The following is a 24,667-nucleotide window of genomic DNA, read 5'->3' as shown; positions in this document are numbered from 1 at the left end:
AGGCTCCTCCATGGCCACCGACCACCGCGCCCAAGCCGTCGCCCAGCTCGCGCAGGAGCGTGTCGACCACCGCTTCAAGGGGCTGCCGCCGGACGCCGAAGGCCGCACCGTGGGCGAGCTGGCCGCCGAACGCCGCTCCCTGTTCACCGGCGGCTTCACCACTCCCGTACTGACCCTGTCGGCCGAGGCCCTGGAACACAATCTCCTCGCCATGGAGCGGTATTCCACCGGCCACCTCCTGGCCTTCGCCCCGCACGGCAAGACCTCCATGGCTCCGCAGCTCTTCGAGCGCCAGCTCCAGCACGGCGCCTGGGGCATCACCGCCGCCGTCCCCTCCCACGTGCGGATCTACCGGGCCTTCGGCATCCAGCGGATCTTCCTCGCCAACGAGATAGTCGACGCCGCCGCGCTGCGCTGGCTCGCCGCCGAACTCGACGCCGACCCCGGCTTCCGCTTCATCTGTTACGTCGACTCGGTACGCGGCGTCGAACTCATGGACGAGGCCCTGCGCCAGGCCGGGGCCGGGCGGCCCGTCGACGTCGTCGTCGAGCTGGGCGCGGGCGAGGGCGCGCGCACCGGGGTGCGGACCGAGGCCGAGTGCGCCACGGTCGCCGACGCGGTGGCCGCGACCGGGACGCTGCGGCTGGTCGGCGTCGCGGGCTACGAGGGCGAGGTGCCCAAGGCGGACGACGAACGCGTACGGACCTGGCTGCGCCGCCTCATCACGCTCGCCGCCGACTTCGACGCCGCGGGCCGCTTCGAGGGCGTGGACGAGGTCGTGGTCAGCGCGGGCGGCAGCGCCTGGTTCGACGTGGTCGCCGACGTCTTCGATGAGCTGCCCGCCCTCTCCCGGCCCATGCTGAAGCTGCTGCGCTCCGGTGCGTACGTCTCCCACGACGACGGCCATTACCGGCGCATCACCCCCTTCAACCGCATCCCGGAGGAGGGCGATCTGTGGCCCGCCTTCCGCCTCTGGGCCCAGGTCGTCTCCCGCCCCGAACCCGGCCAGGCCTTCCTCAACGCGGGCAAGCGGGACGCCGCCTACGACCTCGACCTGCCCGAGCCCCAGGCCATCCGCTCCGCCCGCGACGGCTCCGTACGCCCCGCCCACGGCCTCGTCATCACCGGCCTCTCCGACCAGCACGCCTGGGTCACGGTCGCCGAGGGCGCGGAACTGGAAGTCGGCGACTGGGTCGCCCTGGGCCTCTCCCACCCCTGCACCAGCTTCGACAAGTGGCAGCTGATCCCCCTGGCGGAGGCGGACGGCACGGTCACGGACTACATCCGCACCTTCTTCTGACCCACCCGCCCGCCCTTCCGGGGCCCGCACCCCGGAACCCCACCGGGGCTGCGCCCCAGGCCCCCGGGGTGCGCACCGGACGCACACCACGCGCCACGGGCAACCGGGGTACGGCCCGCCGCCACTGCCACACCCCACCAGGGGAGGTCCGGAGGCGGGCAGATGTAGACCCCCGGCCGCGGACCGCGAACGTCCGCGGCCGGGACGAACACCGGGCGCCCCCCTCAGCAGGGGCTCCCCCGGGGGCACACCGGGCGCGCGCCGGAGGGCCCCGGACGGGGCACCCGCCGCAGACCCCCACCCGGGGGGCGCCTCGCGGCGGGCCGGAGCCCGGGCGGGGGCAGGCCTCCCGGCCGGGGGCGTGCGGGACCCGCAGGGTCCCCCACGCAAGCCAAGGGCGGGTGGGTGGGGAACACACAGCGCGCCGCACCGGCGACCGGCACACAGAGAGAAGGCACCGCATGGACCTCGTCATCCGCGACGCGCGCGTCATCGACGGCACCGGCGGTGCCGCCTACCGGGCCGACGTGGCCGTGGACGGCGGCCGCATCGCCGCCGTCGTCCGCGAGGGCGGCGGGCCGCGCCCCAGCGCCCGCCGCACCGTGGACGCCGACGGCCTCGCCCTCTCCCCCGGCTTCATCGACATGCACGCGCACAGCGACCTCGCGCTGCTCCGCGACCCCGACCACTCGGCGAAGGCCGCCCAGGGCGTCACCCTCGAAGTCATCGGCCAGGACGGCCTGTCGTACGCCCCCGTCGACGACCACACGCTCACCCAGATCCGTACCGCCATCACCGGCTGGAACGGCGACGGCTCCGACATCGACTTCACCTGGCGCACCGTCGGCGAGTACCTGGACCGCCTCGACCACGGCTTCGACGGCCAGGGCATCGCCGTCAACGCCGCGTACCTCGTCCCCCAGGGCACCGTCCGCATGCTCGCCCTCGGCTGGGAGGACCGCGACGCGACGCCCGCCGAGGTCGCCCGGATGAAGCAGCTGGTGGCGGAGGGGCTCGGCCAGGGCGCGGTCGGGCTGTCCTCCGGCCTCACCTACACCCCCGGCATGTACGCCACCGACTCCGAACTCACCGAGCTGTGCCGGGTCGTGGCGGCGTACGGCGGCTACTACTGCCCGCACCACCGCTCCTACGGCGCGGGCGCCCTGCGCGCGTACGAGGAGATGGTGGCCCTCACCCGCGACGCGGGCTGCGCCCTCCACCTCGCCCACGCCACCATGAACTTCGGCGTCAACAAGGGCCGCGCCCCCGAACTCCTCGCCCTGCTGGACACCGCGCTCGCCGACGGCGCCGACATCACGCTCGACACCTACCCCTACCTCCCCGGCTGCACCACCCTCGTCGCCATGCTCCCCAGCTGGGCCGCCGAGGGCGGGCCCGACGCGATCCTCACGCGGCTGCGCGACGACGCGACGGCCGAGCGCATCCGCCACGTCGTCGAGGTGGAGGGGGCGGACGGCTGCCACGGCGTGCCCATCGAATGGGACCGGATCGAGATCTCCGGCGTGAACGATCCGTCCCTCACCGGATACGTCGGCAAAACGGTCGCCGCGAGCGCCCGCGAACGCGGCGAGGAGCCGTGGACCACCGCCCGCCGCCTGCTCCTCGACGACCGGCTCGGCCCCACGATCCTCCAGCACGTGGGCCACGAGGAGAACGTCCAGGCGATCATGAAGCACCCCGTCCACACGGGCGGCAGCGACGGCATCCTGAACGGCGCGAAACCCCACCCCCGGGCGTACGGCACCTTCCCCCACTACCTGGGCCGCTACGTCCGCGAGCTGGGCGTCCTGTCCCTGGAGGAGTGCGTCGCCCACCTCACCGGCCGCCCCGCGGCCCGCCTCCGCCTCCCCGACCGCGGCCTGATCGCCGAGGGCTACCGCGCCGACCTCGTCCTCTTCGACCCGGAGACGGTGGCGGCGGGCTCCACCTTCGAGAACCCCCGCACCCTCCCGACCGGCCTCCCCCACGTCCTCATCGACGGCCGCTTCGTCATCGAGGACGGCCGCCGCACGGACACCCTGGCGGGGCGTGCCGTACGCCGCGTCACCTCACGACAGACGTGACCCATGCTGAGCATCGGATCGGTCGTGCCACGGCAGCCCATGGCATCAACCCCTGGTCAGGCAGAACGGATGCCCGGCCGGATCGGCCAAGACCCGCCACCGCTCCCCGCCCGGCTGCTCCTCCGGCTTCGTCGCGCCCAGCTCCAGCAGCAGGGCCTCGGCCTCGTCGAGGTCATCGACCGCGAAGTCGAGGTGGATTTGCTGCGGCACGGTTTGGGCGGGCCAGCACGGAGGCTGGTAGTCGTCAACTCGCTGAAAGCCGATGACGAGCCCGACCTGGCCGCCCTGACAGGTGAGCGCGACAAAGTCCCGGTTGCTCGCAGGGTGCGGCTCAAGTCCGGTGGCGCGCCGATAGAACCCGGCCAGTGCCTCGGGGTCGGTGCAGTCGAGCGTTATCGCCGTCAGTTTCATCTGCAGCGGCATGGCAAGCTCCGGTGACTGGCGCATATCAGGCGCGGTGGGCCACGACGGCATCGGTGTAAAGCTCCGTCGTCAGGTCGCTTTCGGGGATGCCAAGCTCCGTCATGACCGAGCGCACATCGTCAAGGGCAGCCGATAGCTCGTGCTCCGCCTGGACCAGAGTCTCGACCTCCAGGAACGTGCCCTTGATCTCGGGCACTTGCACCAGGGTGGCCAGCACATGCCGACCACGGGCGCTGAAGTCATAGTTCGTGCATCGCTTCTGAAACGCGAGTACGGGAACGAAACCGAGACCATGAAGTATGGCACCGACAGCATCAGGGTCATCCACACGTGTCTCGTGTTCCGGCTTCGACCCTGATCCTTCATCGACGCGGGCGCCCTTGTAGGTGAGCACGGATCGAGCTGCACCGCCTCCGCGAATTGTCCGGACCCTCAACTCCCGGTCCTGCACCCCAAGGTCTCCCGAAGGGACATCGTAGTAGGTGTCCTGGTACACCTCGATCCGCGCATCCGCAAGCCGGTCAAGCCGCGCGATTACGGATTCAGGATCGCGAACTCGCGCTTTCAGTTCGGCCTCGATCAAGTCCTACTCCCTCCACTCAGATGACACGAGTTCCTTCATTGACCATGGACTCGAACATCCGCTGGAACCCTCGGAACAAGGGGCCCTGCGGCGCTTCCACGACCTTGTAGGCAGCAGACTCGTGCCCCTCCCAGTTGGCATCGAAGGTCGAAACGAACATGGTGTCATCCACACGGATAACGCGCCAGGTCGGCCGCATGTCGTACCGGTACACGCGCAGGTCGCAAATATCGGACAGTTCACGCAGCCGGGTTTCAGAGAGCGTGATTCCCGCTGCCAGTGATTCGAGGGACTCACCAATCTCCGCCGCCCGGTCGACCAAGGCCAGAGATTCAGGGTCGAGCAGCAAGACGCGAACACGCGGACGCTGTCGCTCTGCCGGTCGGGCGAGGGAGGAACAGAGAAGCGAACCCTTCAGTCCAATGAGCCCAAGGCCACGCACGGCGAGCACGTCCAGTTCTCCCGCCGAAGCCGCGAGCTGCTTGATTTCTTCTGATGCGGCGACTTGCTGCGCGTACACGTGAACGACTTCCGGAAAGGCTGCCAAGTCGAACGCCCTGCCGTCGTCTCTCGCGCCGCGTATCGCCGCAAGGCCCATCAGCTGACGGGCTTCATCCGGCATGCCCAATCCGTCCGCGATACGTTCGAATACATCGAGCCGAGTGACCTCCCTCCTGCCGTTGATGATCTCGTTCACCCGCGCCTGGGTCATGGCCACCGCCGCCGCAATCCTGGCCTGACTCACTCCGCCGTATTGCTGGACACGGCGGAACACCGCCCCTATGTCGCGGTCGCGTAGCTCCCTGCGCACTTCGGTCCGCTGCCAGGCCCAGTCGGGCAGCTCGATCGGCGCCAGCACCGTCGGCATGATCCCTCCGGTTCCATCGTGGAATAAAGAACCATCCCACGGTGGGATTACCCTTCGGGTATCGATCTCACGGCAGTTTGCGTCGAATCCTGGTCTGATGAGAAAAGAAAATGTGCGTGCACTCGAACGGACTGTTCACGACGACACGCTCGCGGAGGTGGCGCGATGACCGCGACGAACGGTCTACGGCTGCTGCCGTGGTCCAGCCCCGAAGGCAAGCCGTGCTTCCTGTCAACGGACAGCGGCAGCACCCGTTTGAGCCGCAGGGCGGATGAGATCGAGGACCTTCAGCTGACCATGGGCACCGAACTCCTCGGTCATGCCCGCGCGCTGCTCAATGACCGGAAAGCCGACGTCCGCGAAGTCCGCTTCCTCGCGGAGCGGCTGTGCGAGGCGCTGCGTGACGCACTGCGCGTCGCGGAGAGCCGGGGCGGTCACTTGCCCGCACACGGTGACGAGGATGGAGACGATGCGAGATCACAGACCTTCGTCAACATCTGCCCAGGAGACCCTCCGAACGGATCATGAACGGGCGACCTCGGTCGGATCAGCAGCAAGCGATCTGCAGGACAGAGGTCTTCGGTGCGATCATCGGGGTGCTCGGATCGTCGGCGAAGTGCTCCTGCACTTCGCCGAACCGTCGCTCAGGTCCCGGGGCCGGGGCGTCGTTTGACGCGAGTTGATTCCGGCCAGTCGGCACGGTTGACGAGGCTCAGCCCGTAGGCGGTCTGCACGGCGGCAATGGCTTGCTCGTAGACGAGCCGTCTGATCGCCAAGTGGGGGCGCACGCACGCATGCCGGGGCATGGCCTGGTCCTCGCGACTCGATACCGAACCGTCGGTGACGGTGACTCGGGTTACAGCAGAGGTCTGACAACCGCCCGAGCGAGGGCCTCGGCGTGGGAGCGCGGGGCGGCGTCAGCGCCCGTGCCCTGGGCGTAGTAGCGCAGGAACGCCTCTTGGAAGCACGCGCCGATCAGCAGGGCCGCGGACGAGTCCGGGTCCGCGTCCCCGGCGATGCGCCCGAGGTCTTGCTCGGCTCGCAGGTAGGCGGCGAAGCCGGAGACCGCCTTCTCGGGGCCGCCGCCGTGCCGGCTCATCGCCACCCGGTGTGCCGCCATGCGCTCCGGGTCCGCCAGGAGCGCGCCCAACATCGGGATCGACCGCTGGTAGAAGTCCAGAACCGCGTGCGCAAGATCGGCAAGGTTCTCCTCGACGTCGCCCTTGCCCGGGCGGACCGAGATTCGGGACAGGCCGGGCACCCGTTCCTCAAGGACTGCGAGCAGCAGCCGCTCCTTGTCGCCGAAGTACTTGTACAGGGTGGGCTCCGACACCCCTGCTGCCTGCGCAATCTCCTTGGTCGTGGCGTGCACGACGCCGCGGGTACGCAGGATGTCGGCAGCCGCGTCGAGGATCCGCTCCCGTGTGCTCATCGCTGCCCTCCCCTCTGCTTGACAGGTTAGTGAACACTAGCGGACTCTGGAGGTTAGTGTTCACTAGCCCCAGTTCGAGCTGGAGGGTCAGCATGCGTATCACCGTTGTCGGTGCCACTGGCGGCACCGGGAAGCACTTCGTGCGCCAGGCACTGGACGCCGGCCATCACGTCACCGCGGTCGTGCGGAACGCGGCCCGGCTGCGGCAGGTCAGTCACCCGCGGCTCGACGTCGTGACCGCCGACGTCATGGATCCCGAGGCGATCATGGAGGCGGTGACCGGACAGGACGCCGTCGTATCGGCCCTGGGCCCCCGCGCCAAGGGCGATGCCTCGGTGTGCAGCGACGGCGCTCGCACAATCATCACCGCGATGCGAGCCACCGACACCCGCCGCCTGGTCGTTGTCACGGCGAGCGGCCACATCGTCGACGCCGGTGACGGGCCGTTCACCCGGACCGTGGTCAAGCCCATGCTGCGGCAGTACCTGCGAGAGGGCTTCGCCGACTTCGCCCGCACCGACCAGGCCGTCCAGGGCAGCGGCCTGGACTGGACGATCATGCGACCGCCGCGCCTCACCAACGGCAAACCCCGCCCCTACCGCACCGCCATCGATCTCAACGTGCGCGGGGGCATCACCATCGCCCGGGCCGACCTCGCCCACGCCATCCTCGCCACGCTGACCGACCCCGCCACCGCTGGGCACACCGTCGCCCTGGGGTACTGACCATGAAGCAGCTGTTCACGAAGAAGCGAATCGTCATCACCTTGTGCACGTTGGCCCTCACCGGACTGAGCGCCGCCGGCGCGGTCGGCTACCTGACGTTCTTACGCTCCCCCACCAACCCACCCGCCGACGCCTGCGCTGACGGTCGCCCCAAGGGCAGCGGGCCGGTGGTTGTTGCGGCCGGCGCGAGCATGACCCAGGGCACGCTCGGCCGGGACTGGGTCGGCGACCTGCGAGAGAAGCCCGAGTTCCGCGGATACGAGTTCATCAATGCCGGCGAGAACGGCAACACCAGCGCGGGCCTGCGCGAGCGCGTCGACAGCGACATCGTGGCGTGTGACCCGGATACAGTCACCCTCCTCATCGGCACCAACGACGTCCGCGACGAGGTCCCCCTGGAGGAGTACCGGGACAACCTCGGGGCGATCATCGACCGCATCAAGGACAAGACCTCCGCCCGCATCGCGCTGATGTCCCTGCCCCCGCTGGGCGAAGACCTCGACTCCGAGATCAACCACAAGCTCCGCGACTACAACGCCGCGATCAAGGAGACCGCCACCCGCGCCACAGTCGACTACATGCCCGTGAACGAGCGATTCACCGACCGCCTCCAAGACCAGGGGCACCGGCCCACCTACGACTTCAGCTTCACCACGGCCTACCTGGCGGCCACGAAGTACTACCTGCTCGGATACAGCTGGGACGAGGTCGCTCGCGACAACGGTCTCGAACTGTTCGTGGACCACATCCACCTGAGCGACCGCGGCGGCGCGATGGTCACCAACATCGCCGCTCAGTGGCTGTCCTCCGCCTACCGTGGCCCTGGTGATGGCCGTGACCGGGCACGCGACGTACTGCGACGACCTTGACGGTGCGCTGCGGCCTCTGAGCCACCAAGGAGTGACGACATGAGGGATGCCGGTCGCGGGGCCGCCAATGACCCCACACTCATCGTGGGGCTGCACGGGGTCCTGGACCGGCATCCCTGGGTCGAGCGCGCGACGCGGGTACGGCCGAGCCCGTCCTGATCACGATCTCCCTCGCCTGAGCCGGTCGCGCCGTCTCTCCCGGGCAGGCACTCACGCCATGCGTCCGGGGGCGTTAGCCGGGCGTTAGCAGTACGGCGGTGGTTCAACAGCGGCGACCGACAGTCTTGTTGTCACGAGCCCGAACCACCGCTTCGACAGATACGGGGACCCCATGTCGCACCTTTCCACCCTCCGCGCCCGCAAGGCCGCAGCCGCCGTGGCGATCGCCGTTGCCGCGCTGGGACTCACGGCCTGCCAGGGCAATGAGACGGACGCCTCGTCCTCGCAGGACCGCACCTCGGCGAGCGCCACCCAGTCCCCCGGTTCCTCGGACCAGGCCGATGGCACCAAAGCCTCGAAGGCGGTCCCGAACAAGCCCGACATGAAGTGCACCGACCAGATCAACTACGCGGGCGACCCCCGGGACAACGCCACGATCAACAGCATCGGCTCCGACACCGGCACCTGCCCGCCCGTCCAGAGCGGCGACAAGTCCGAGGGCACCCCCAACCTGGACGGCGTGAAGTGCACCGACCAGATCAACTACGGCAGTGACCCCCGCGACAACGCCACCATCAACAGCATCGGCTCCGACACCGGCACCTGCCCGCCGGTCGAGAAGAAGTGAGCCCACGGCGCGCAGGCCCCGTTCGCCGCATGGCATCGGCGTGACGCCGGTTCAGGAGCCCTTGCCGAGGGCCAGGCAGAAGGGGTGCCCGGCCGGGTCGATGAGGATCCCGTCCCGGCGGGCGAGGGCGGCGAAGTCCCGGTCGCTTCCGGGGTGAGGTGCGGGCCGAGGGGATGCGGTGAGCAGGCCGCAGCGCGCCTTCTGGTGGGAGGACCCTGGCGCACGGCGGGGCGAACGCGGGCCCGCCCCCGCGGGCTCCATAGGCCGGTTATATAGTTGTGTAATGCATCGATCGCGTACGCCTGACGAACAGCGCGTCGAGGCGGCGACCCGAGGTCTGCTCGGTGGCATCGGCAGGCTCTCCCGGGTCCTGTTCCAGGCCGGAGAGTTCGGGCTGCCGCGCAGTTCCGCGAGCGCCCTGGACGTCCTGGAGGGCGGGCCGCGCCGCGTCACCGAGTTGACCTCCTACACCGGGCTGACCCAGCCGCGGGTCACCGTCGTCCTCCAGGAGCTGGAGGAGCACGGACTGGTGGAGCGCAGGCGCTGCGTCACGGACAGGCGGGCCACCGAGGCCCACATCACGCCGCTCGGCCGGGACCTGCTGGAGCGGGCGCGGCAGCGGATGGCCTCGGCGCTGCTCGCCGCACTCCGGGAGAACGCCGACGATGCGGAACACGCCGTGACGGTCGCCCGCGAGGCGGTCCGGACACTTTTGGACGCCTACGAACCGGAGGTCAGTTGACCACCAGCACCGACACCACCACCGCTGCCGCCGCCCAGGCCACCGGCACCGGGTACGCGCCCCATCGCGTCGGCGGGCCGAGACGCTGGTGGGACTGGGTGCTCGCGGCCGACCCCGGGCTCGGCCAGCTCCAGGCGGGCTGGCGCGCGCTGGTGGCCATGACCACCGCGCTCGCGGTGGGGTACGGGATGGCGCACGCCCTGGACATTCCGGTCATGCTGGGCATGATGGTCGGCGGCATGATGGGGCTGATGAGCGCGTTCGTGATCGCCGAGAACACTCCGCTGCGGCTGGCACGGGCCAGCCTGTGGATGGCGTTCCCGTACTCCGCCGCCCTGCCGGTCGCCGCGTGGCTCGCCCCGCACCGGGTGCTCGAACTGTGCGTCATGGTGGTGGCCCTGGCGTTCGCGTTCTTCCTGGTCCGCTTCGGGACCCTCGGGCTGCTGACCGGCATGATGATGTTCAACGCCTTCGTGGTCGGCTCGATCGTGCGCATCCCCCTGGACGAGTGCGGCAAGCTCTTCGCCGTCGCCGTCGTGACCTCGGTGGCCGTGCTCGCCGCCCGGCTGCTGCTGTGCTACCCCATGCCGCGCGAGGACCTGCTGCGGACCCAGCGGGCCTTTCTGGTCGAGGCGCGCCGGGTCGCGGACGCCGCCGCGACCGCCCTCGATCCGGACGCCGACCAGGCCACCGCGGTCAAGAAGATGCGCCGCGCGCTGCGCAGGCTGAACGTCACCACGGTCATCATCGACGGATGTCTCGCCCGGCCCGAGGTCGCCGCCGAGCCGGAGGCGGCCGAGCTTCTCCACCAATACCTCTTCGACGCCGAACTCGCCCTCCAGGGCATCGGCCAGTCGGTCCAGCAGATGGCTTCCCGCCCCCTCCCGGTCCGGCTGCGCGAGGCGATGGTCATCGGACTCGTCATCGCCCGGGACACCCATCTGGGCCGCACCGACGCGCTGCGTCCGGCCGCCGAGCTGATCCGGCAGCAGGCCGCCGGCACACAGGAAGACGCACAGGAGACGGAGAGCGCCGAGGAAGCCGAGGTCCACGCCCTGGCCCGGCGCACCGCCGATCTGCTGGACGCGCTCGCCGACGCCCTCGCCTGCTGGCTGAGCCTGGGCCGCGACGCGTCCGCCGTACGGGCCAAGGTGCCGTTCCAGCCCACCGTGGCGCTGGAACGCAACCGCCCGAGCGGGGCCGGCCCCGCCGCCCAGCGGGTGTCCGCCGCCCAGGCGGACCGGGGCTGGCGGCGCGCCGTCCCCTACCTGCGCGCCCCGCTACAAGCCGGGATCGCCGCCGCCATCGTCGTCCCCGTAGCGGACGCCCTGGACGGCCAGCGCTTCTACTGGGGTCTCATCGGCGTGATGATCACCCTGTTCGGGACCAACACCACCCATGAGCGGCTGCGCAAGCTGGGGCACCGCGTGGTGGGCACGGTCCTCGGCGCGGTGATCGGAGTGGCCCTGCTCCGCTTCATCGGACCCGGCCACATCCACTGGACCCTGCTGATCATCGTGGCCGGGCTCACCTTCGGTTCCTGGGGCATGCAGCGCCAGTACGCCTTCTGGGTCACCGGCCTCGTCGCCGCGCTCGTCCAGCTCTACGGTCTGACCACCCCGTACGGCGACATGGAATGGCTGCTGACGGAGCGTCTGCTGGACAACGTGCTGGGCATCGTGGTGGCCACCGCCTGCGCGGCGGTGATCTTCCCGGTGTCCACCCGCAAGGTCGCACGCGAGACCCAGCGGGGCTACCTCTCCGCGCTGGAGCACCTGATCGCCCAGGTCTCGGAGCGCTGGAAGGACCCCGAGGCCCCGGTCCGGCTCCGTGGCGCCGCGCGCGGCGTGGACTCCGCCCTGCTTCAGGTGCAGAACGTGGCCCGGCCGCTGGTCCGGATGCCGCTGGGCACCGGCGACCGCTTCGGTGAGAACAGGCTCGCGCTGCTCGGCACGGCCACCCGGCACGCCCACGCGCTGGCCGTGGCCGCGGACATCGACATCGATCTCGCCCCGCCGCTGCGTGCCCGCGTGGAGCGCGTCACCGAGATCTTCGCCACCTCCCTGCACGCTCTCAGCCGTGTGATCGAGACAGGCGAGCGGGGCGGCACCTGGGTCCGGGTCAGCCCGGTGATCTGTGAACTGGAGTCCGTCCTGCGCGCCCCCGCGGGCCCCCGGGCGGACCGCCTGCACACCGCGCTGCGCGAACTCGCCGCCCTGGACGAGGTCCTGGCCACCCTCGCGGAACACCGTGGCCTCACCGCCACCACGCTCCCCGCCCCCTCGGCGAGCACCGCACCGGCCGCCTCCCCCGCCTCCCCTGCCTCCCCGGCTACGGCTACGGCTACGGCTACGGCTACCCCGGCCTCCCGCGAGGACCGCCGTACACACCTCGCCCTCAGCGCCTGGGCCGCCACCACGCGCCGCGGCGCCACGACACATGGGGGCGGCGGAGGCACAGGGCCCACCAGGGCCGATGCCCCGAAGGCCGCGGCAGCACCGCGGGGCACAGTCACCGTCCCGCAGGCCACCACGGCGACGAAGAACGCCGCCACGGCGACCGTGAGCGGCGCCCTGCGCTGCCCGGCCCACCCGGACGGCTGCGAGGCGTGGATCACCGTGGTGACCGACCGCGGCAAGCGTCAGTCCCTGGTCAGGGCGGTCGGCGGCGGCTACCGGATCCCCGGCCTGACGCCCGGCGGCTATACCTTGATCGCCTCCGGCCCGGCGCACGCCCCCCGCGCGCGATTCCTGGTGGTGGAGGACCCGCCCAGGCGGGACCTGCGGCAGGACATCACGCTGGAGCCCGCCTCCTGAGCTGAACGCCTGTGACCCAGCTCTCATCGCCGCAGTGCAGCAGATGAGAGGGCCTCCCCGTCGAGGAGGGGTGACAGGAAGGGAGGAGCGTGTGGATCTGGCACCTGAGTGGAAGCTGAGAACCGGCCTCGCCGAGGCCGGTTCTGCCGAAATCGATTTCCATGGTTCGTCGCCACGCGGTCGGCCGCATTATTCCGCGGCGCCCTCGTTTTGACGGGGAATCGCGAGACGGCGGAGGACCTGGTCCAGGAAACCCTGGAGCGGGCCTGCCGCAAGTGGCGCACGATCGCCGCCAAGGACGCTCCGGACGCCTACGTCCGACGCATCATGGTGAACCTGGCCAACGACCGGTGGCGGAGGTTCCGCCGCATGGTTCCGTACCAGGACGGCGGCGTCCGGGCGGCCCCCGGGGACGAGTACGGGCGCATCGACAGCAGGGACCAACTGGTCCGCGCCCTTCAATCCCTGCCGATGCGCATGCGCACAGTCGTGGTGTTGCGGTATTCCCGCGACCTGTCCGATGCCGAGATCGCGGCCGACCTGAGGATCTCACCCGGCACCGTGCGGTCCCAGCTGGCCCGTGGAATCGGAAAACTCAGAAGCCAGTTCCCCACGCATTCCGCCCTTCATCACAGCAGCCCACGGAAGGAACCCGATGACTTCGCATGACCCAGGGCTTCCCGGCTGCACGGGCTACACGCCCTTCGAAGAGGAATTGGTGAACGCCATGAACGAGTTCGTCAGCGCCACCGACGCTCCCGACTTCGACCCGGCCCGCATCGCGCGGGGTGCCCGCCGCAAGCGGGTCACGGCCATCGCGGGCATCGCCGCCGCAATCGTCGTGGCCGGCGGCGGCACGGCCCTGGCCACCATCAACAGCGGCTCGGAGGCCGCGAAGCCCGCCGCCGTCAGCACCGCGACCGCCGACCCCGAAGCGGCCTACGTCGCGCTGGAGGACAGCAAGTACAAGCTCGCCTTCGGGGGCCTCAGCCTGGAGTTCGCCAAGCAGTTGCTGTTGAAGGCCCAGCTCACGCTCGGCGAGGTCGGCGAGGTGGACTGCGGCAAGAACGGCAAGCCGGGCACGGTCGTCGAGGTCTCCCCCCCCCCCCCCCACAGCCCGACCGCCGTGCCCAGGGGAGCCAGAATCAGCCTGACCCTCTGCGCCGACTGATCTGAGACGGCCCATCCCCGCCCCTCCGGATACCGGTGCCGGGAGGGACGGGGCGGGGCCGGGCGACCCGCGAAAACTCGCGCTCAGCCCCTCAGCCCCTCAGCTCCGCCTCCGCGAAGCGCCGCAGATGCCGTCGCGCGTCCTCGACGCTCAGCGCCGGGACCTGCCGCAGCCGCCGCAGGGCGAGGCCGTCCGCGAGGGCGGAGAAGCGGAGGGTGAAGTCCGCCGGGTCCTCGCAGCGGAAGTCGCCCTCGGCGCAGCCCCGCTCCACCAGCGACCGGATCTCGCCGTGCCAGCTCTCGTACCGCTCGGCCTGCCCCCGCGCGAAGGCCTCGTCCCGCTCCCCCGCGTTCCAGTAGTCGAACCACATCCGCCAGTGCCGGTCCGTGTCGTCCGTGAAGAGCGCGTCGATGAGCAGCCGCAGGCCCTCCGCGCCGCTGGTGGCGCGGTCGGCGGCCTCGGTGAGGGCGGCGTAGTAGCGCTCGATGTGCAGGACCATCGCCTCGGAGAGGACTTCCTGCACGCTCTCGAAGTGGTACGTGACGGTGCCGACCGAGACCCCCGCCGCAGCGGCGACCTCGCGCACCCCGACCCCCGCGGTGCCCCGCTCCGCGATCAGCGGAACGGCAGCCTCCACGATCAGTCGGCGCCGTACCTCGGTCGGCTGCCGGGTGCGGGCGGAGGCGGCGACGGCGCGGCGCGGCGGGCGGCGGTCGGACGGGCGATCGGACGAGGGCGTCACGCGGACGTCCTCGGGATGGTGTGCTGCCATGCGCGGTGGGCCACTGTCTCTCCGTTCGCCCGTGCTTCGACGCTGCTGTCCATGATGAATTCCTCCGCCGTGGCGCGCAGTTCGGTCGAGGTGTGGATCTCCGCGTCCCAGCCGTCGCGCCGCAGCCGGATGGTCCACCGCGAGCTTGCCACGGCCGACAGCGGGTCGCCGGAGCGGATGCGGTACGTCTCGCGGGCGCTCTCCTCGTACCGCAGCCCGCCCGGGTACGTACGCGAGCCACCGTAGTTGGGGTCCACGTCCAAGACCCACTCCCCCGTGGCCACGTCGTGGGTGACGGTGCGTTCGGGGCGGGGCTCGGCGGGCGCGTCCACGGTCACGGCGAGCGGCGTGGCCTGTTCGGGCTCCTCGAAGGTGATCGGCGCCCGCGTGGCGTCGGCGCCCGGGTCCCGTACGGGCAGCAGCAGCGCGCTCTCGGCGGGCCGTACGGTGAGCTGGCCGCGCTCGCCGTGCGGCCAGACCCACGGCCAGTACGCGTCGGAGACCGCGACCCGGACACGGTGCCCGGGCGGGAAGGCGTACCCGGTCCCGTTCAGCTCGAACTCGACGTCCTCGTAACGCCCCGGCTCCCACTCCACGGCCTTGTCGCGGCCGTGCCGGGACATCAGGTTGAGCACTCCGCGAGTGACGAGCGTGGACGAGCCGTCCGGCGCCACGTCGCACACGCGCGCGATGACATGGGCCCGCCGGGTCGCGCTGTCGAGCCGCAGCCGGACGCGGGGGCGGCCCAGGATCTCCACCCGTTCGGTCAGCGGCGCCGAGTCGAAGCAGACCGAGCGGCCGTCCTCCTCGCGCTGGTCCGGCGGCAGATCGGTGGCGTTGCCGAAGGGGAAGTAGCGGCCCGCGTCGAGCCCGGTGTGCAGCGGGGAGCGTACGATCACCGGCTCTTCGCCGCTGCCCAGCGGGCGTTCGTCCCAGGTCACGGACGGGGCGGGCCAGGCGTCGTCGCCGACCCAGCGGCCGGGCATGGTCTCGTACGAGGTGGCGGGCGGCACCGGGTCGTTGATCCAGGCCCGGAGCAGCGGCTCCTCCATGGCCCCCGTCTCCTCGCCCTTCAGCCAGTGGTCCCACCAGCGCAGCGTCTCCTGGAGGAACCCGATCGCCGGTCCCGGCGGCAGCCCCCGGTCCGGGTACTGGTGCGACCACGGGCCGATCAGCCCGCGTACGGGCGCGTCCAGGTGCTCCACCAGCCGCAGCACGGTGTCCCGGTACGGATCGGCCCAGCCGCCGACCGCGAGCACGGCGGCGTCGACCGCCGCGTAGTCCTCGCACACGCTGCCGTGCCGCCAGTACGCGTCCCGCTCCTGGTGGGCGAGCCAGGTGTGGAGATACGGCTCCAGCGCGTCGAGCCGCTCCCGCCACATCGGCAGCCAGCGGTCCTCGCCGACCGAGGTGGGGTGCGGGGGGCGGGCGGTGAACGCCAGCATCGTGCCCGCCCAGGCGAGCATGTCGATGCCGAGGACGGCGCCGCCGATGTAGTGGACGTCGTTGTCGTAACGGTCGTCCGCCGAGCACACCGTGACGATCGCCTTCAGCGGCTCGGGGCGCAGGGCGGCGATCTGCAGCGCGTTGAACCCGCCCCACGAGATCCCGAACATGCCCACCTTGCCGGTGCACCAGGGCTGCGCGGCCAGCCAGTTGACGACGTCCACGCCGTCCGCCAGCTCGGTCTCGTCGTACTCGTCGCGCATCACGCCCTCGGAGTCGCCGCTGCCGCGCAGGTCGACCCGTACGGAGGCGTAGCCGTGCCCGGCGTACCAGGGGTGACGCTGCGCGTCGCGCGGGGCGGTCCAGTCGCTCTTGCGGTACGGGAGGTATTCCAGGAGGGCCGGTACGGGGGCGGCCTCCGCGTCCGTCGGCCGCCAGATCCGGGCGTGCAGCCGGGTTCCGTCGCGGGTCGGAATCCAAACGTCCTCGACCCGCACCTCACGGTCGAACGTCTCGCGGTACCTCACGCTTCTCCCTTTATTGCGCCTAAACCGGCGCCGCTCTCGCGGACCGGGTTCTCACCGTCGGGGTTCCTCAATTGATGGTTGCGGCCCCGCTCCTCAATCGCCGGAGGGGCTGAGTGGCCAGGTTGTGGGCCATCGTTCCGCGGAGGGGGCACCTCCCAGCGGTAGCTGGGGGAGGAACGGGTGGGCACAACCCACCCACCGCCCCGCACCCGGCGACGAAACCCAAGGGCCCGCACAGGGCCCGGGGCGCAGCCCCGGCGACACCCCAGGGGCGCAGCCCTGGCGGGGGTCCGGGGCGCGGCCCCGGGTTCGGGGAGGGGCGGGGTGGGGGCTAGCCATCCGACGGCCGCCACCTGCGCACCCGGTGGCCGCCGCCCAGGTCGTCCCAGGTGGCGTCCGGCCCCGCCGCATCGGCCCAGTCGTCGGTCGGGGGCGCCGCCCCCACCGCCTCCGGGTCGGGCTCAAGGGCGGCGGCCATCAACTGCCGCGTATACGGATGGCCAGGGTCAGCGAAGACCGCATCCGTCGGCCCCTCCTCCACCACCACTCCCCGCCGCAGCACCACCACCCGGTCCGCGATGCCCCGCACCACCGCCAGGTCGTGGCTGATGAACAGGCAGGCCAGTTCCCGCTCCCGCCGCAAGTCATCCAGCAGCCGCAGCACATCCGCCTGCACCGACACATCGAGCGCCGTGGTGATCTCATCCGCGATGAGCACATCCGGCTCACCGGCCAACGCGCGCGCGATGCCGATCCGCTGCCGCTGCCCGCCGGAGAGCTGCGCGGGGAGCCGGTCGGCGAAGTCCGGGTCGAGGCGGACGTCGGTGATGAGGCGGCGGGCCCGCGAGGCCGCCTCATCACGCGAGGACACGGCACCGAAGAAGCGCAGGGGCCGCCGCACCGCGTCACCCACCGAACGCCGGGGATTGAGCGAGGTATCGGCGTTCTGGAAGACGAGCTGGATCTTGCGCCGGAGCGCGAGCGGACGCCGCCGCGCGGACGCGCCCAGATCCCCGGCCTCGTGGGTCAGGGCACCGCCCGAGGGGCCCCGCAGTCCGGCCAGCGCCCACGCGAGGGTGGACTTGCCGCTGCCGGACTCGCCGACCAGGGCCAGCACCTCGCCCCGCCGCACCTGGAAGGAGACACCGTCGACGGCCCGGGAGGATCCGTAGTCGATCGTCACGTCCCGTACGTCGACGGACTGCACAGCGTCCTCGGCCACCGGCCGCTTCGGACGGACCTCACGCGTGCCGTCCTCCCCGACCAGCGCCAGCCCGGTATCCGTCAGCCGGGGCACGCTGGCCAGCAGACGGCGGGTGTACGGATCGGCGGGGGCGGCGAACAGCCGCCGGGTGGGGGCCGCTTCGACGACCCGGCCCGACCGGAGCACACACACCTCGTCGGCCATCCGCGCGACGACACCCAGGTCGTGGCTGACAAGAACCGCCGCGAGGCCGAGTTCGTCGCGCAGCGAGCCGACCAGGTCCAGCACGGAGCGCTGGGTGAGGACGTCGAGCCCGGTCGTGGGCTCGTCCAACACCAGCACCTTGGGCCGGGTGGCGATGGCCATCGCGATGGCGACGCGCTGCTGCTGTCCGCCGGAGAGTTCGTGCGGGTAGCGGCGGGCGAGTTCGGCGGGGCGCGGCAGCCGGACCTGTTCGAGCAGGTCGGTGACGGGCACGTCGCCGCCCGCCTCGGCGATCTGCCGCCCGACGCGCATGGAGGGGGTGAGGGCCTGGCCCGCGTTCTGGGCGATCATCGCGACCGTACCGCCGCGCAGCCGCCGCAACTCCCGCGCCGGAAGGGCGAAGACGTCCCGCCCGTCGACCCGCACCGTGCCACCCGTGAGCCGCGAACCGTGCCGCAGATGGCCCAGCAGCGTGGCGGCGACGGTGGACTTGCCACTGCCGGACTCGCCGACGAGGGCGAGGGTCCGGCCGGGAAGCAGCTCAAAACCCACATCGTGGACGACGGGGATCTCCCGCCCGCCCGACCGGTAGGCGACGCCGAGGCCCGCCACAGAGACGATGGCGCTCATCAGGAGCCCTCCCGGATGCGGTCGACGCCCCACGCCTTGGACAGCCCGTCGGCGGCGAGGTTGAGCCCGACGACAAGCGTGGCCAGGGCGATGATCGGCGCGAGGCTGGCCATCGGCACGACGGTGATGGCGGTGCGGTTCTCGGACACCATGAGCCCCCAGTCCGGGGTGGGCGGATCGGCACCGAAGCCGAGGAAGGACAGCGACGAGATCAGCAGCACGACCCACGACGCCCGCATGGCGAACTCGACGCACACCACATCGGTGATGTTGGGCAGCACTTCGCGCCGCAGGATGGCCCACGTCCCCTCGCCCCGGGCGCGCGCCGCGGTGACGTAGTCCTGGGGGACGACGGCGAGCGCGGCGCCGCGTACGACCCGTACCACCTGGGGGACGCAGATGACGCCGATGGCCAGCACGATGACCCCGGAGCCGGTGCCCAGCGCGGTGACGATGACCAGCAGGACGAGGATGGCGGGGATGGACAGCACCGCGTCCAGGATCCGCATCAGCAGATCGTCCAGCCAGCCGCCGCGCAGGGCGGCCGCGCAGCCGAGGACGGTGCCCAGCGCGATGGTGAGGAGGGTCGCGGTGACGGAGACGCCGAGCGCGTACCGCCCGCCGTACAGCACCCGGGTCAGCACATCGCGCCCGTACTGGTCGGTGCCCGCCCAGTGGTCGGCGCCGGGCCCGAGCAGCGCGTGCGCGGCGTCGCCGGTGGTGGGGTGGTACGGGGTGAGCAGCGGCGCGAGCAGCGCGATCACGAGGTGGACGGCGACGATCCCGAGCCCGATGGCTGCGGGGCGGGAGGTGCGTACGGTGCGCCAGATGCGGGCGGCGGCGCCGGGGGCCGCCGACCGGGCGGGCGGCGGGGTGGGAACGGGGGCCGCGGCAGGCGTCTTCAGCGCGCTCATCGGATCCTCCCTCCTCGGGTGCGGAGCTTGGGGTTGAGGGCCATGGAGCCGAGGTCGGCGGCGAGGTTGCAGACGACGTAGACGACCGCGCTGATGAGGGCGATGGCCTGGATGACCGGCAGATCGCGGTTCTGCACGGAGGTGAGCAGCAGCTTGCCGATGCCGGGGTAGTTGAAGACGTTCTCGACGACGGCGACGCCGCCCACCAGCCACGCCACGTTGAGCGCGATCACATGGAGGGTGGGCAGCAGCGCGCCGGGCAGCGCGTGCCGGGTGACCACGCGCCAGGTGGACAGGCCCTTGAGGCGGGCGGTGGTGACGTATTCGCTCGCCATGACGTCGATGACGGACGTACGGGCCATCCGCACGATGTACGCGGCCATCACGATGGCGAGCGACGCGGCCGGCAGCCAGACCGCCGGGAGCAGTTCACCCGTGGAGGCCCCCGGCCCGTACAGCACCACGGCGGGCAGGACGGGGACGGTGACGGAGAAGGCGAGCACCAGCAGGGTGGCCACGACGAACTCGGGGATGGACATCCCGACCAGGCTGACCGTGGAGATCACATGGTCGGGCCAGCGGTCGCGGTAGAGCCCGGCGAGGATGCCGAGGACGAGCGAGCCGGTGACCGCGAAGAGGACGGTGACGACGGCGATGAGGGCGGAGTTGCCGAGGTACTGGGCGACCTCGCCGCCCACCGGCTTGGTGGTGACCAGCGAGGTGCCGAAGTCGCCGTGCAGGGCGCCCTTGATCCAGTCGATGTAGCGCTCCCAGGCGGGCTGGTCGAGCCCCATCTGCTTGCGCAGCGCGGCGACCGCGTCGGGGGTGGCGTCCTTGCCGAGCACCTGGGTGGCGACATCGCCGGGCAGTGCCTGGACGGCCAGGAAGACCATCACGGAGGAGAGCAGCAGGGTGCCGAGCGCGGCGGCGGCCCGGCGGGCGATGAAGGTGAGCACGCTTCTCACGCCCCCTTCAGGCCGATGCCGAGGTAGTCGAACTCGAAGCCGTGCTCGGTGTAGCCGCGCACGTCCCGGGAGATGCCGGTGAGCCGGTCGGCGAACATCGGGGTGATCGCGCCGCCGCGTTCGACGATCAGGGTCTGCGCCCGCCCGTACAGCTCGCGGCGGCGGTCCCCGTCGGTCTCGCGGCGGGCGCGGTCGAGGAGCGCGTCGAACTCCTTGTCCGACCAGGCCGTCTCGTTGTACGAGGATCCGCCGCGGAAGACCTGGTTGAGGAGCTGGTCGACGGGGCGCCCGGTGTACCAGTAGGTGGCCATGAGCGGCTTCTTCATCCAGATCTGGGTGTAGTACGAGTCGGCGGCCGCGGTTTTGACCCGGACCCGGATCCCGGCGCGGGCGGCGGACTCCTGGTAGGCGAGGGCCATGGGCGTGAAGATCGGGTCGTAGGAGGACGTGTAGAGGTCCACCGCGAGCCGTTCGTGCCCGGCCCGCTTCAGCAGCTGGCGCGCCCGCCCGGGGTCGTGGGCGGGGTGGGCGGCGATGTGGGCGGGGTCGTTCGGCGGTACGGGGTTGTCCCAGCCGAGCGTGCCCGCACCCTGGAGGGCCACCTTCCGGATGTGCTCGGGGTCGTACGCGAGCTTCATGGCCTGCCGGACCCGCACATCGGTGAACGGCTTCTCGGTGGTGAGCATCGGCAGCACGTACCACTGGGCGTTCTTGGAGCGGGCGATGGTGGCGCGGCTGGAGGCGGCGATGACGCGGGCGGTGGCGAAGTCGAGGTTCGTCTGGGAGAGCAGATCGACCTGCCCGGCGAGCAGGGCGTTGGCCCGCGCCTGCATGTCGGCGACGGAGAAGAAGTCGATGGCGTCGAGCACCGGGCGCCCGGCCCAGTGGTCCCCGTACGCGACGACCCGGCCGGGTCCGGCGGAGGTGAAGGAGGCCAGTTTGAAGGGGCCGGTGCCGATGCCGGTGCGGCCGATGGAGCGGGCGCTGCCGTCGGGGATGACGTAGCAGTTGTAGTGGGTGAGCAGGCTGGGGAACTCGGCGTGCGGGCTCTTCAGCGGGATCACGAGGGTGTGCGGGTCGGGGGTGCGCAGCCGCTTCGGGTCGACGAGCGGGGCGAGCACCGGGCCCTGCGGGGAGGCGGTCGCGGTGTCGAGGATGTGCCGCAGGGTGTAGGCGGCGTCGGCGGAGGTGAGCGCGGAGCCGTCGTGGAAGGTGACGCCTCGGCGCAGCCGGAAGGTCCAGGTGCTGGCCTTGGCGTCGGGCTCCCAGGACTCGGCGAGGTCGGGGGCGGTCTTGCCGTCCTCGTCGACGCGGACGAGCCGGTTGTAGAGGGCGCCGAGGTATTCGTACGCGGACAGCGCGCTCGCCGGGTCCAGCGTCTCGGCGTCGGAGGCGGGCGGCCGGGCGATGCGCAGGGTGCCCCCGCGGCCGGGCCGTCCGGCCGGGCCGCGGCTCGGCACGGCCTCGGCCGGGGAGGCGGACGCGGCGCCCGAGCAGCCGGTCAGCAGGGCGGACCCGGCGAGGGCACCGCCGCCTGCGGCCGCGGCGGCGAGCACCGACCGCCGCGGTATCCCGGACGCCCCGGGGTCTGTTCGGAGGGAGGTCTCGGACATGGACGGGGGCACCTTCGGTTCGAGGCCCGGTTCGCCTCCGGGGCGGCGCGTCGGCCACGCCCCTTCGGCTCACTGCGCCGACACGATTCGTTCAGATTCGTTCAGCTGAACGATTGGGTGAGGTGCGTGAACGATAGCCAGCGGTTCCGCCCAGGCCAACCCCTCGTTCGCGAAAATTAACGGGGGTCACACACTTGTTATCGACCCGCGCGGATGGGGGCGCGAGGCGCCCGGCACGGCCCGGGAGCGCTCCCGTACACCGTCCACACGCTGTCCACGTGGTGAAAAACACCGAGCGTGGCCGGATACACCGCCGTAAGGTGGCCGACATGCAGGTGATCCAGTCCACGAAGCTCGCCAACGTCTGCTACGAAATCCGTGGCCCGGTCCTTGAGGAGGCGATGCGACTGGAGGCAGCGGGTCACCGCATCCTCAAGCTCAACACCGGGAACCCGGCCACCTTCGGTTTCGACTGCCCGCCGGAGATCCTCGAGGACATGCTGCGCAACCTCGGCGACGCACACGGCTACGGCGACGCCAAGGGACTGCTCTCCGCCCGGCGCGCGGTCATGCAGCACTACCAGACCCAGGGCATCCACCTCGACGTCGAGGACGTCTTCCTCGGCAACGGCGTCTCCGAGCTGATCCAGATGTCGATGCAGGGACTGCTGGACGACGGGGACGAGGTCCTCGTGCCCTCCCCCGACTATCCGCTGTGGACCGCCTCGGTCTCGCTCGCGGGCGGCACCGCCGTCCACTACCGCTGCGACGAGCAGGCGGACTGGCTGCCGGACCTCGCCGACATCGAGCGCAAGGTGACCGACCGCACCAAGGCGATCGTCATCATCAACCCGAACAACCCGACGGGCGCCGTCTACAGCGAAGAGGTGCTGCGCGGCATCACCGACATCGCCCGCCGCCACCAGCTGATCGTCTGCTCCGACGAGATCTACGACAAGATCCTCTACGACGGCGCCACCCACACCCCGACCGCCACCCTCGCACCGGACCTGCTGACGCTGACCTTCAACGGGCTCTCCAAGGCCTACCGCGTCGCGGGCTACCGCAGCGGCTGGCTCGCGGTCTGCGGCCCCAAGGCCCACGCCGCCAGCTATCTGGAGGGGCTGACGATCCTGGCCAACATGCGGCTGTGCGCCAACATGCCCGCACAGCACGCGGTGGCCGCCGCCCTCGGCGGCCGTCAGACGATCAACGACCTGGTACTCCCGGGCGGGCGGCTGCTGGAGCAGCGCGACACGGCGTACGAGCTGCTGACCCAGATCCCGGGCGTGAGCTGCGTGAAGCCGAAGGGCGCGCTGTACGCGTTCCCGAAGCTGGACCCCAAGGTCTACAAGATCAAGGACGACCGGCAGATGGTGCTCGACCTGCTGCGCGCCGAGAAGATCATGATCGTGCACGGCACGGGCTTCAACTGGCCGGAGCCGGACCACTTCCGCATCGTCACGCTCCCGGCCAAGAAGGACCTGGCCGAGGCGGTGACCCGGATCGGGCACTTCCTCGACGGCTACAGCCAGCCCTGAGAACCCTGACCGACCTTCTGTAGAAGGCTCAACTTTAGACCGCGTCTAAGTTAGGATGGCCTCCTGAACGTTTGGAGGCCATCCATGTACGAGCCGATCCGCACCAAGTCGGTCCACACCATGGCCGAGCCCGAGCCCGATTTCCCGCACCGCTCCCGCGAGGAAGAGCTGGACATTCGGCTCGCCGGACATCTGACCGCCCTGCTGACCGTGACCGACGAGCTGCGCGTCCTCACCCCGGAGCCGGCCCTCGACGAGGCGGCGGAGCGCCTGGCCGGCCAGGTCATACGGCTCCGGGGCGGCCGCGCCCCGCTGCGCGCCGCCCCCACCACGGCCGACGCCGACCCGGCCCATGTCGCCGCCCTCCACCAGCGCGCCCACACCGTGGCGGGCTGGGCCCTCGTCATCGCCACCTCGCGCGACGACGCGACGGCCACCACGCTCACCGCCGAGCGCCTGGAGGCGCATGCGGCGGCCCTGGGCGTCACGGTCTGAAACCCTGAGGCGAGCCCGGGGCCCATGGCCCACGATGGAGCCATGACCACGATCACCCTCGTCCAGGGCGACATCACGGCGCAGCACGCCGACGCCATCGTCAACGCGGCGAACTCCTCGCTACTCGGCGGCGGTGGGGTCGACGGGGCCATTCACCGGCGGGGCGGGCCCGAGATCCTCGACGCCTGCCGCGATCTGCGCGCCTCCCGCTACGGCAAGGGGCTGCCCACCGGCCAGGCCGTGGCCACGGTGGCGGGGCGGCTCCCCGCCCGCTGGGTCATCCACACCGTGGGGCCCGTGTGGTCCGCCACCGAGGACCGCTCCGGCCTCCTGGCGTCCTGCTACCGCGAGTCCCTGCGCGTCGCCGATGAACTGGGCGCGCGGACGGTCGCGTTCCCATCGATTTCCACCGGCGCCTACCGCTGGCCGATGGACGACGCCGCCCGGATCGCGGTGCGGACGGTCCGCGCGGCGGACACGGGCGTCGAAGAGGTGCGCTTCGTCCTCTTCGACGAGCCCGCGTACCGGGCCTTCACGGCGCAGACCGGCTAGCCGC

General features: G+C 71.3%; 24 protein-coding genes. 13 read left to right on the top strand and 11 right to left on the bottom strand.

Translation table 11 applies throughout. The features are described 5' to 3' along the window. Positions 1 to 10: 10 nt before the first annotated feature. Together ACZ6CL_RS01415 and ACZ6CL_RS01410 are read left to right on the top strand one after the other, a co-directional pair. The gene (locus ACZ6CL_RS01415; RefSeq protein ID WP_468929694.1) at positions 11 to 1,300 is read left to right on the top strand and encodes an amino acid deaminase; all 1,290 of its coding nucleotides are present in this window, start codon (positions 11 to 13) and stop codon (positions 1,298 to 1,300) included. 461 nt (positions 1,301 to 1,761) lie between these two features. Next, positions 1,762 to 3,384, top strand: coding sequence for an N-acyl-D-amino-acid deacylase family protein (locus tag ACZ6CL_RS01410; protein WP_468929692.1), 1,623 nt, complete (start codon positions 1,762 to 1,764; stop codon positions 3,382 to 3,384). A 45-nt stretch (positions 3,385 to 3,429) separates the two neighbouring features. Here ACZ6CL_RS01410 and ACZ6CL_RS01405 read toward each other — a convergent pair whose 3' ends face one another. Genes ACZ6CL_RS01405 through ACZ6CL_RS01395 form a run of 3 tightly spaced genes read right to left on the bottom strand, consistent with a single transcriptional unit; the run spans position 3,430 to position 5,258 of the window. Beyond that, positions 3,430 to 3,807, bottom strand: coding sequence for a VOC family protein (locus ACZ6CL_RS01405; RefSeq protein WP_468929689.1), 378 nt, complete (start codon positions 3,805 to 3,807; stop codon positions 3,430 to 3,432). A 25-nt stretch (positions 3,808 to 3,832) separates the two neighbouring features. Next, on the bottom strand, positions 3,833 to 4,390 hold the full coding sequence (cyaB, locus tag ACZ6CL_RS01400; RefSeq protein ID WP_468929688.1) for a class IV adenylate cyclase: 558 nt from the start codon (positions 4,388 to 4,390) through the stop codon (positions 3,833 to 3,835). Positions 4,391 to 4,406: 16 nt separating this feature from the next. After that, complete coding sequence (locus ACZ6CL_RS01395; protein ID WP_468929686.1) at positions 4,407 to 5,258, bottom strand: helix-turn-helix domain-containing protein; 852 nt, start codon at positions 5,256 to 5,258, stop codon at positions 4,407 to 4,409. Between the two features lie 165 nt (positions 5,259 to 5,423). Between ACZ6CL_RS01395 and ACZ6CL_RS01390 the strand changes: the two genes are divergently transcribed. Beyond that, complete coding sequence (locus tag ACZ6CL_RS01390) at positions 5,424 to 5,786, top strand: hypothetical protein (RefSeq protein ID WP_468929684.1); 363 nt, start codon at positions 5,424 to 5,426, stop codon at positions 5,784 to 5,786. Positions 5,787 to 6,114: 328 nt separating this feature from the next. Here the strand turns inward: ACZ6CL_RS01390 and ACZ6CL_RS01385 are convergent, their stop codons facing one another. After that, entirely contained in the window at positions 6,115 to 6,690 is a 576-nt protein-coding gene (locus tag ACZ6CL_RS01385; RefSeq protein WP_468929683.1) for a TetR/AcrR family transcriptional regulator, read from the bottom strand. A 92-nt stretch (positions 6,691 to 6,782) separates the two neighbouring features. On the opposite strand from ACZ6CL_RS01385, the gene ACZ6CL_RS01380 reads away from it, so the two are divergent. From ACZ6CL_RS01380 to ACZ6CL_RS01370, 3 genes are all read left to right on the top strand, one after another. Further along, positions 6,783 to 7,415: an NAD(P)-dependent oxidoreductase gene (locus ACZ6CL_RS01380; RefSeq protein WP_468929681.1), complete on the top strand. Its 633-nt coding sequence runs from the start codon at positions 6,783 to 6,785 to the stop codon at positions 7,413 to 7,415. Positions 7,416 to 7,417: 2 nt separating this feature from the next. Beyond that, positions 7,418 to 8,284 (top strand): SGNH/GDSL hydrolase family protein, encoded by an 867-nt coding sequence (locus tag ACZ6CL_RS01375; protein WP_468929678.1) that lies wholly within the window; start codon positions 7,418 to 7,420, stop codon positions 8,282 to 8,284. 331 nt (positions 8,285 to 8,615) lie between these two features. Further along, positions 8,616 to 9,071, top strand: coding sequence for a hypothetical protein (locus ACZ6CL_RS01370; RefSeq protein WP_468929676.1), 456 nt, complete (start codon positions 8,616 to 8,618; stop codon positions 9,069 to 9,071). Positions 9,072 to 9,122: 51 nt separating this feature from the next. On the opposite strand, the gene ACZ6CL_RS01365 is transcribed toward ACZ6CL_RS01370, so the two are convergent. Continuing rightward, complete coding sequence (locus ACZ6CL_RS01365; RefSeq protein ID WP_468929673.1) at positions 9,123 to 9,332, bottom strand: hypothetical protein; 210 nt, start codon at positions 9,330 to 9,332, stop codon at positions 9,123 to 9,125. 22 nt (positions 9,333 to 9,354) lie between these two features. On the opposite strand from ACZ6CL_RS01365, the gene ACZ6CL_RS01360 reads away from it, so the two are divergent. The 4 genes from ACZ6CL_RS01360 to ACZ6CL_RS01345 all read left to right on the top strand — a co-directional run bounded on the left by ACZ6CL_RS01360 (position 9,355) and on the right by ACZ6CL_RS01345 (position 13,800). Further along, the gene (locus ACZ6CL_RS01360) at positions 9,355 to 9,813 is read left to right on the top strand and encodes a MarR family winged helix-turn-helix transcriptional regulator (RefSeq protein WP_468929672.1); all 459 of its coding nucleotides are present in this window, start codon (positions 9,355 to 9,357) and stop codon (positions 9,811 to 9,813) included. After that, positions 9,810 to 12,629, top strand: coding sequence for an FUSC family protein (locus ACZ6CL_RS01355; RefSeq protein WP_468929669.1), 2,820 nt, complete (start codon positions 9,810 to 9,812; stop codon positions 12,627 to 12,629). The genes ACZ6CL_RS01360 and ACZ6CL_RS01355 overlap by 4 nt, the downstream gene beginning before the upstream one ends. Positions 12,630 to 12,839: 210 nt before the next feature. Further along, the gene (locus ACZ6CL_RS01350; protein ID WP_468929667.1) at positions 12,840 to 13,298 is read left to right on the top strand and encodes a SigE family RNA polymerase sigma factor; all 459 of its coding nucleotides are present in this window, start codon (positions 12,840 to 12,842) and stop codon (positions 13,296 to 13,298) included. After that, complete coding sequence (locus tag ACZ6CL_RS01345) at positions 13,285 to 13,800, top strand: hypothetical protein (protein WP_468929664.1); 516 nt, start codon at positions 13,285 to 13,287, stop codon at positions 13,798 to 13,800. The genes ACZ6CL_RS01350 and ACZ6CL_RS01345 overlap by 14 nt, the downstream gene beginning before the upstream one ends. Positions 13,801 to 13,891: 91 nt before the next feature. On the opposite strand, the gene ACZ6CL_RS01340 is transcribed toward ACZ6CL_RS01345, so the two are convergent. The 6 genes from ACZ6CL_RS01340 to ACZ6CL_RS01315 all read right to left on the bottom strand — a co-directional run bounded on the left by ACZ6CL_RS01340 (position 13,892) and on the right by ACZ6CL_RS01315 (position 22,075). Continuing rightward, positions 13,892 to 14,542, bottom strand: a complete 651-nt coding sequence (locus ACZ6CL_RS01340; RefSeq protein ID WP_468929662.1) for a TetR/AcrR family transcriptional regulator — start codon at positions 14,540 to 14,542, stop codon at positions 13,892 to 13,894. Continuing rightward, on the bottom strand, positions 14,539 to 16,545 hold the full coding sequence (locus ACZ6CL_RS01335) for a CocE/NonD family hydrolase (RefSeq protein WP_468929661.1): 2,007 nt from the start codon (positions 16,543 to 16,545) through the stop codon (positions 14,539 to 14,541). The genes ACZ6CL_RS01340 and ACZ6CL_RS01335 overlap by 4 nt, the downstream gene beginning before the upstream one ends. 331 nt (positions 16,546 to 16,876) lie before the next feature. Continuing rightward, complete coding sequence (locus ACZ6CL_RS01330) at positions 16,877 to 18,583, bottom strand: dipeptide ABC transporter ATP-binding protein (RefSeq protein ID WP_468929658.1); 1,707 nt, start codon at positions 18,581 to 18,583, stop codon at positions 16,877 to 16,879. Next, positions 18,583 to 19,497 (bottom strand): ABC transporter permease, encoded by a 915-nt coding sequence (locus ACZ6CL_RS01325; protein ID WP_468929655.1) that lies wholly within the window; start codon positions 19,495 to 19,497, stop codon positions 18,583 to 18,585. The genes ACZ6CL_RS01330 and ACZ6CL_RS01325 overlap by 1 nt, the downstream gene beginning before the upstream one ends. Continuing rightward, positions 19,494 to 20,453, bottom strand: coding sequence for an ABC transporter permease (locus ACZ6CL_RS01320; protein WP_468931215.1), 960 nt, complete (start codon positions 20,451 to 20,453; stop codon positions 19,494 to 19,496). The genes ACZ6CL_RS01325 and ACZ6CL_RS01320 overlap by 4 nt, the downstream gene beginning before the upstream one ends. 5 nt (positions 20,454 to 20,458) lie before the next feature. Next, positions 20,459 to 22,075 (bottom strand): ABC transporter substrate-binding protein, encoded by a 1,617-nt coding sequence (locus ACZ6CL_RS01315; RefSeq protein ID WP_468929652.1) that lies wholly within the window; start codon positions 22,073 to 22,075, stop codon positions 20,459 to 20,461. 329 nt (positions 22,076 to 22,404) lie between these two features. Here ACZ6CL_RS01315 and ACZ6CL_RS01310 point away from each other — a divergent pair, with 329 nt between their 5' ends. The 3 genes from ACZ6CL_RS01310 to ACZ6CL_RS01300 all read left to right on the top strand — a co-directional run bounded on the left by ACZ6CL_RS01310 (position 22,405) and on the right by ACZ6CL_RS01300 (position 24,663). Further along, entirely contained in the window at positions 22,405 to 23,616 is a 1,212-nt protein-coding gene (locus ACZ6CL_RS01310; protein ID WP_468929650.1) for a pyridoxal phosphate-dependent aminotransferase, read from the top strand. A gap of 84 nt (positions 23,617 to 23,700) precedes the next feature. Then, the gene (locus tag ACZ6CL_RS01305) at positions 23,701 to 24,111 is read left to right on the top strand and encodes an SCO4983 family protein (RefSeq protein WP_468929647.1); all 411 of its coding nucleotides are present in this window, start codon (positions 23,701 to 23,703) and stop codon (positions 24,109 to 24,111) included. 42 nt (positions 24,112 to 24,153) lie between these two features. Further along, entirely contained in the window at positions 24,154 to 24,663 is a 510-nt protein-coding gene (locus tag ACZ6CL_RS01300; protein ID WP_468929644.1) for an O-acetyl-ADP-ribose deacetylase, read from the top strand. Positions 24,664 to 24,667: the final 4 nt, after the last annotated feature.

This window comes from Streptomyces sp. NPDC041200 (genome assembly GCF_055591805.1).
This window is presented reverse-complemented; position numbering and strand designations above follow the sequence as displayed.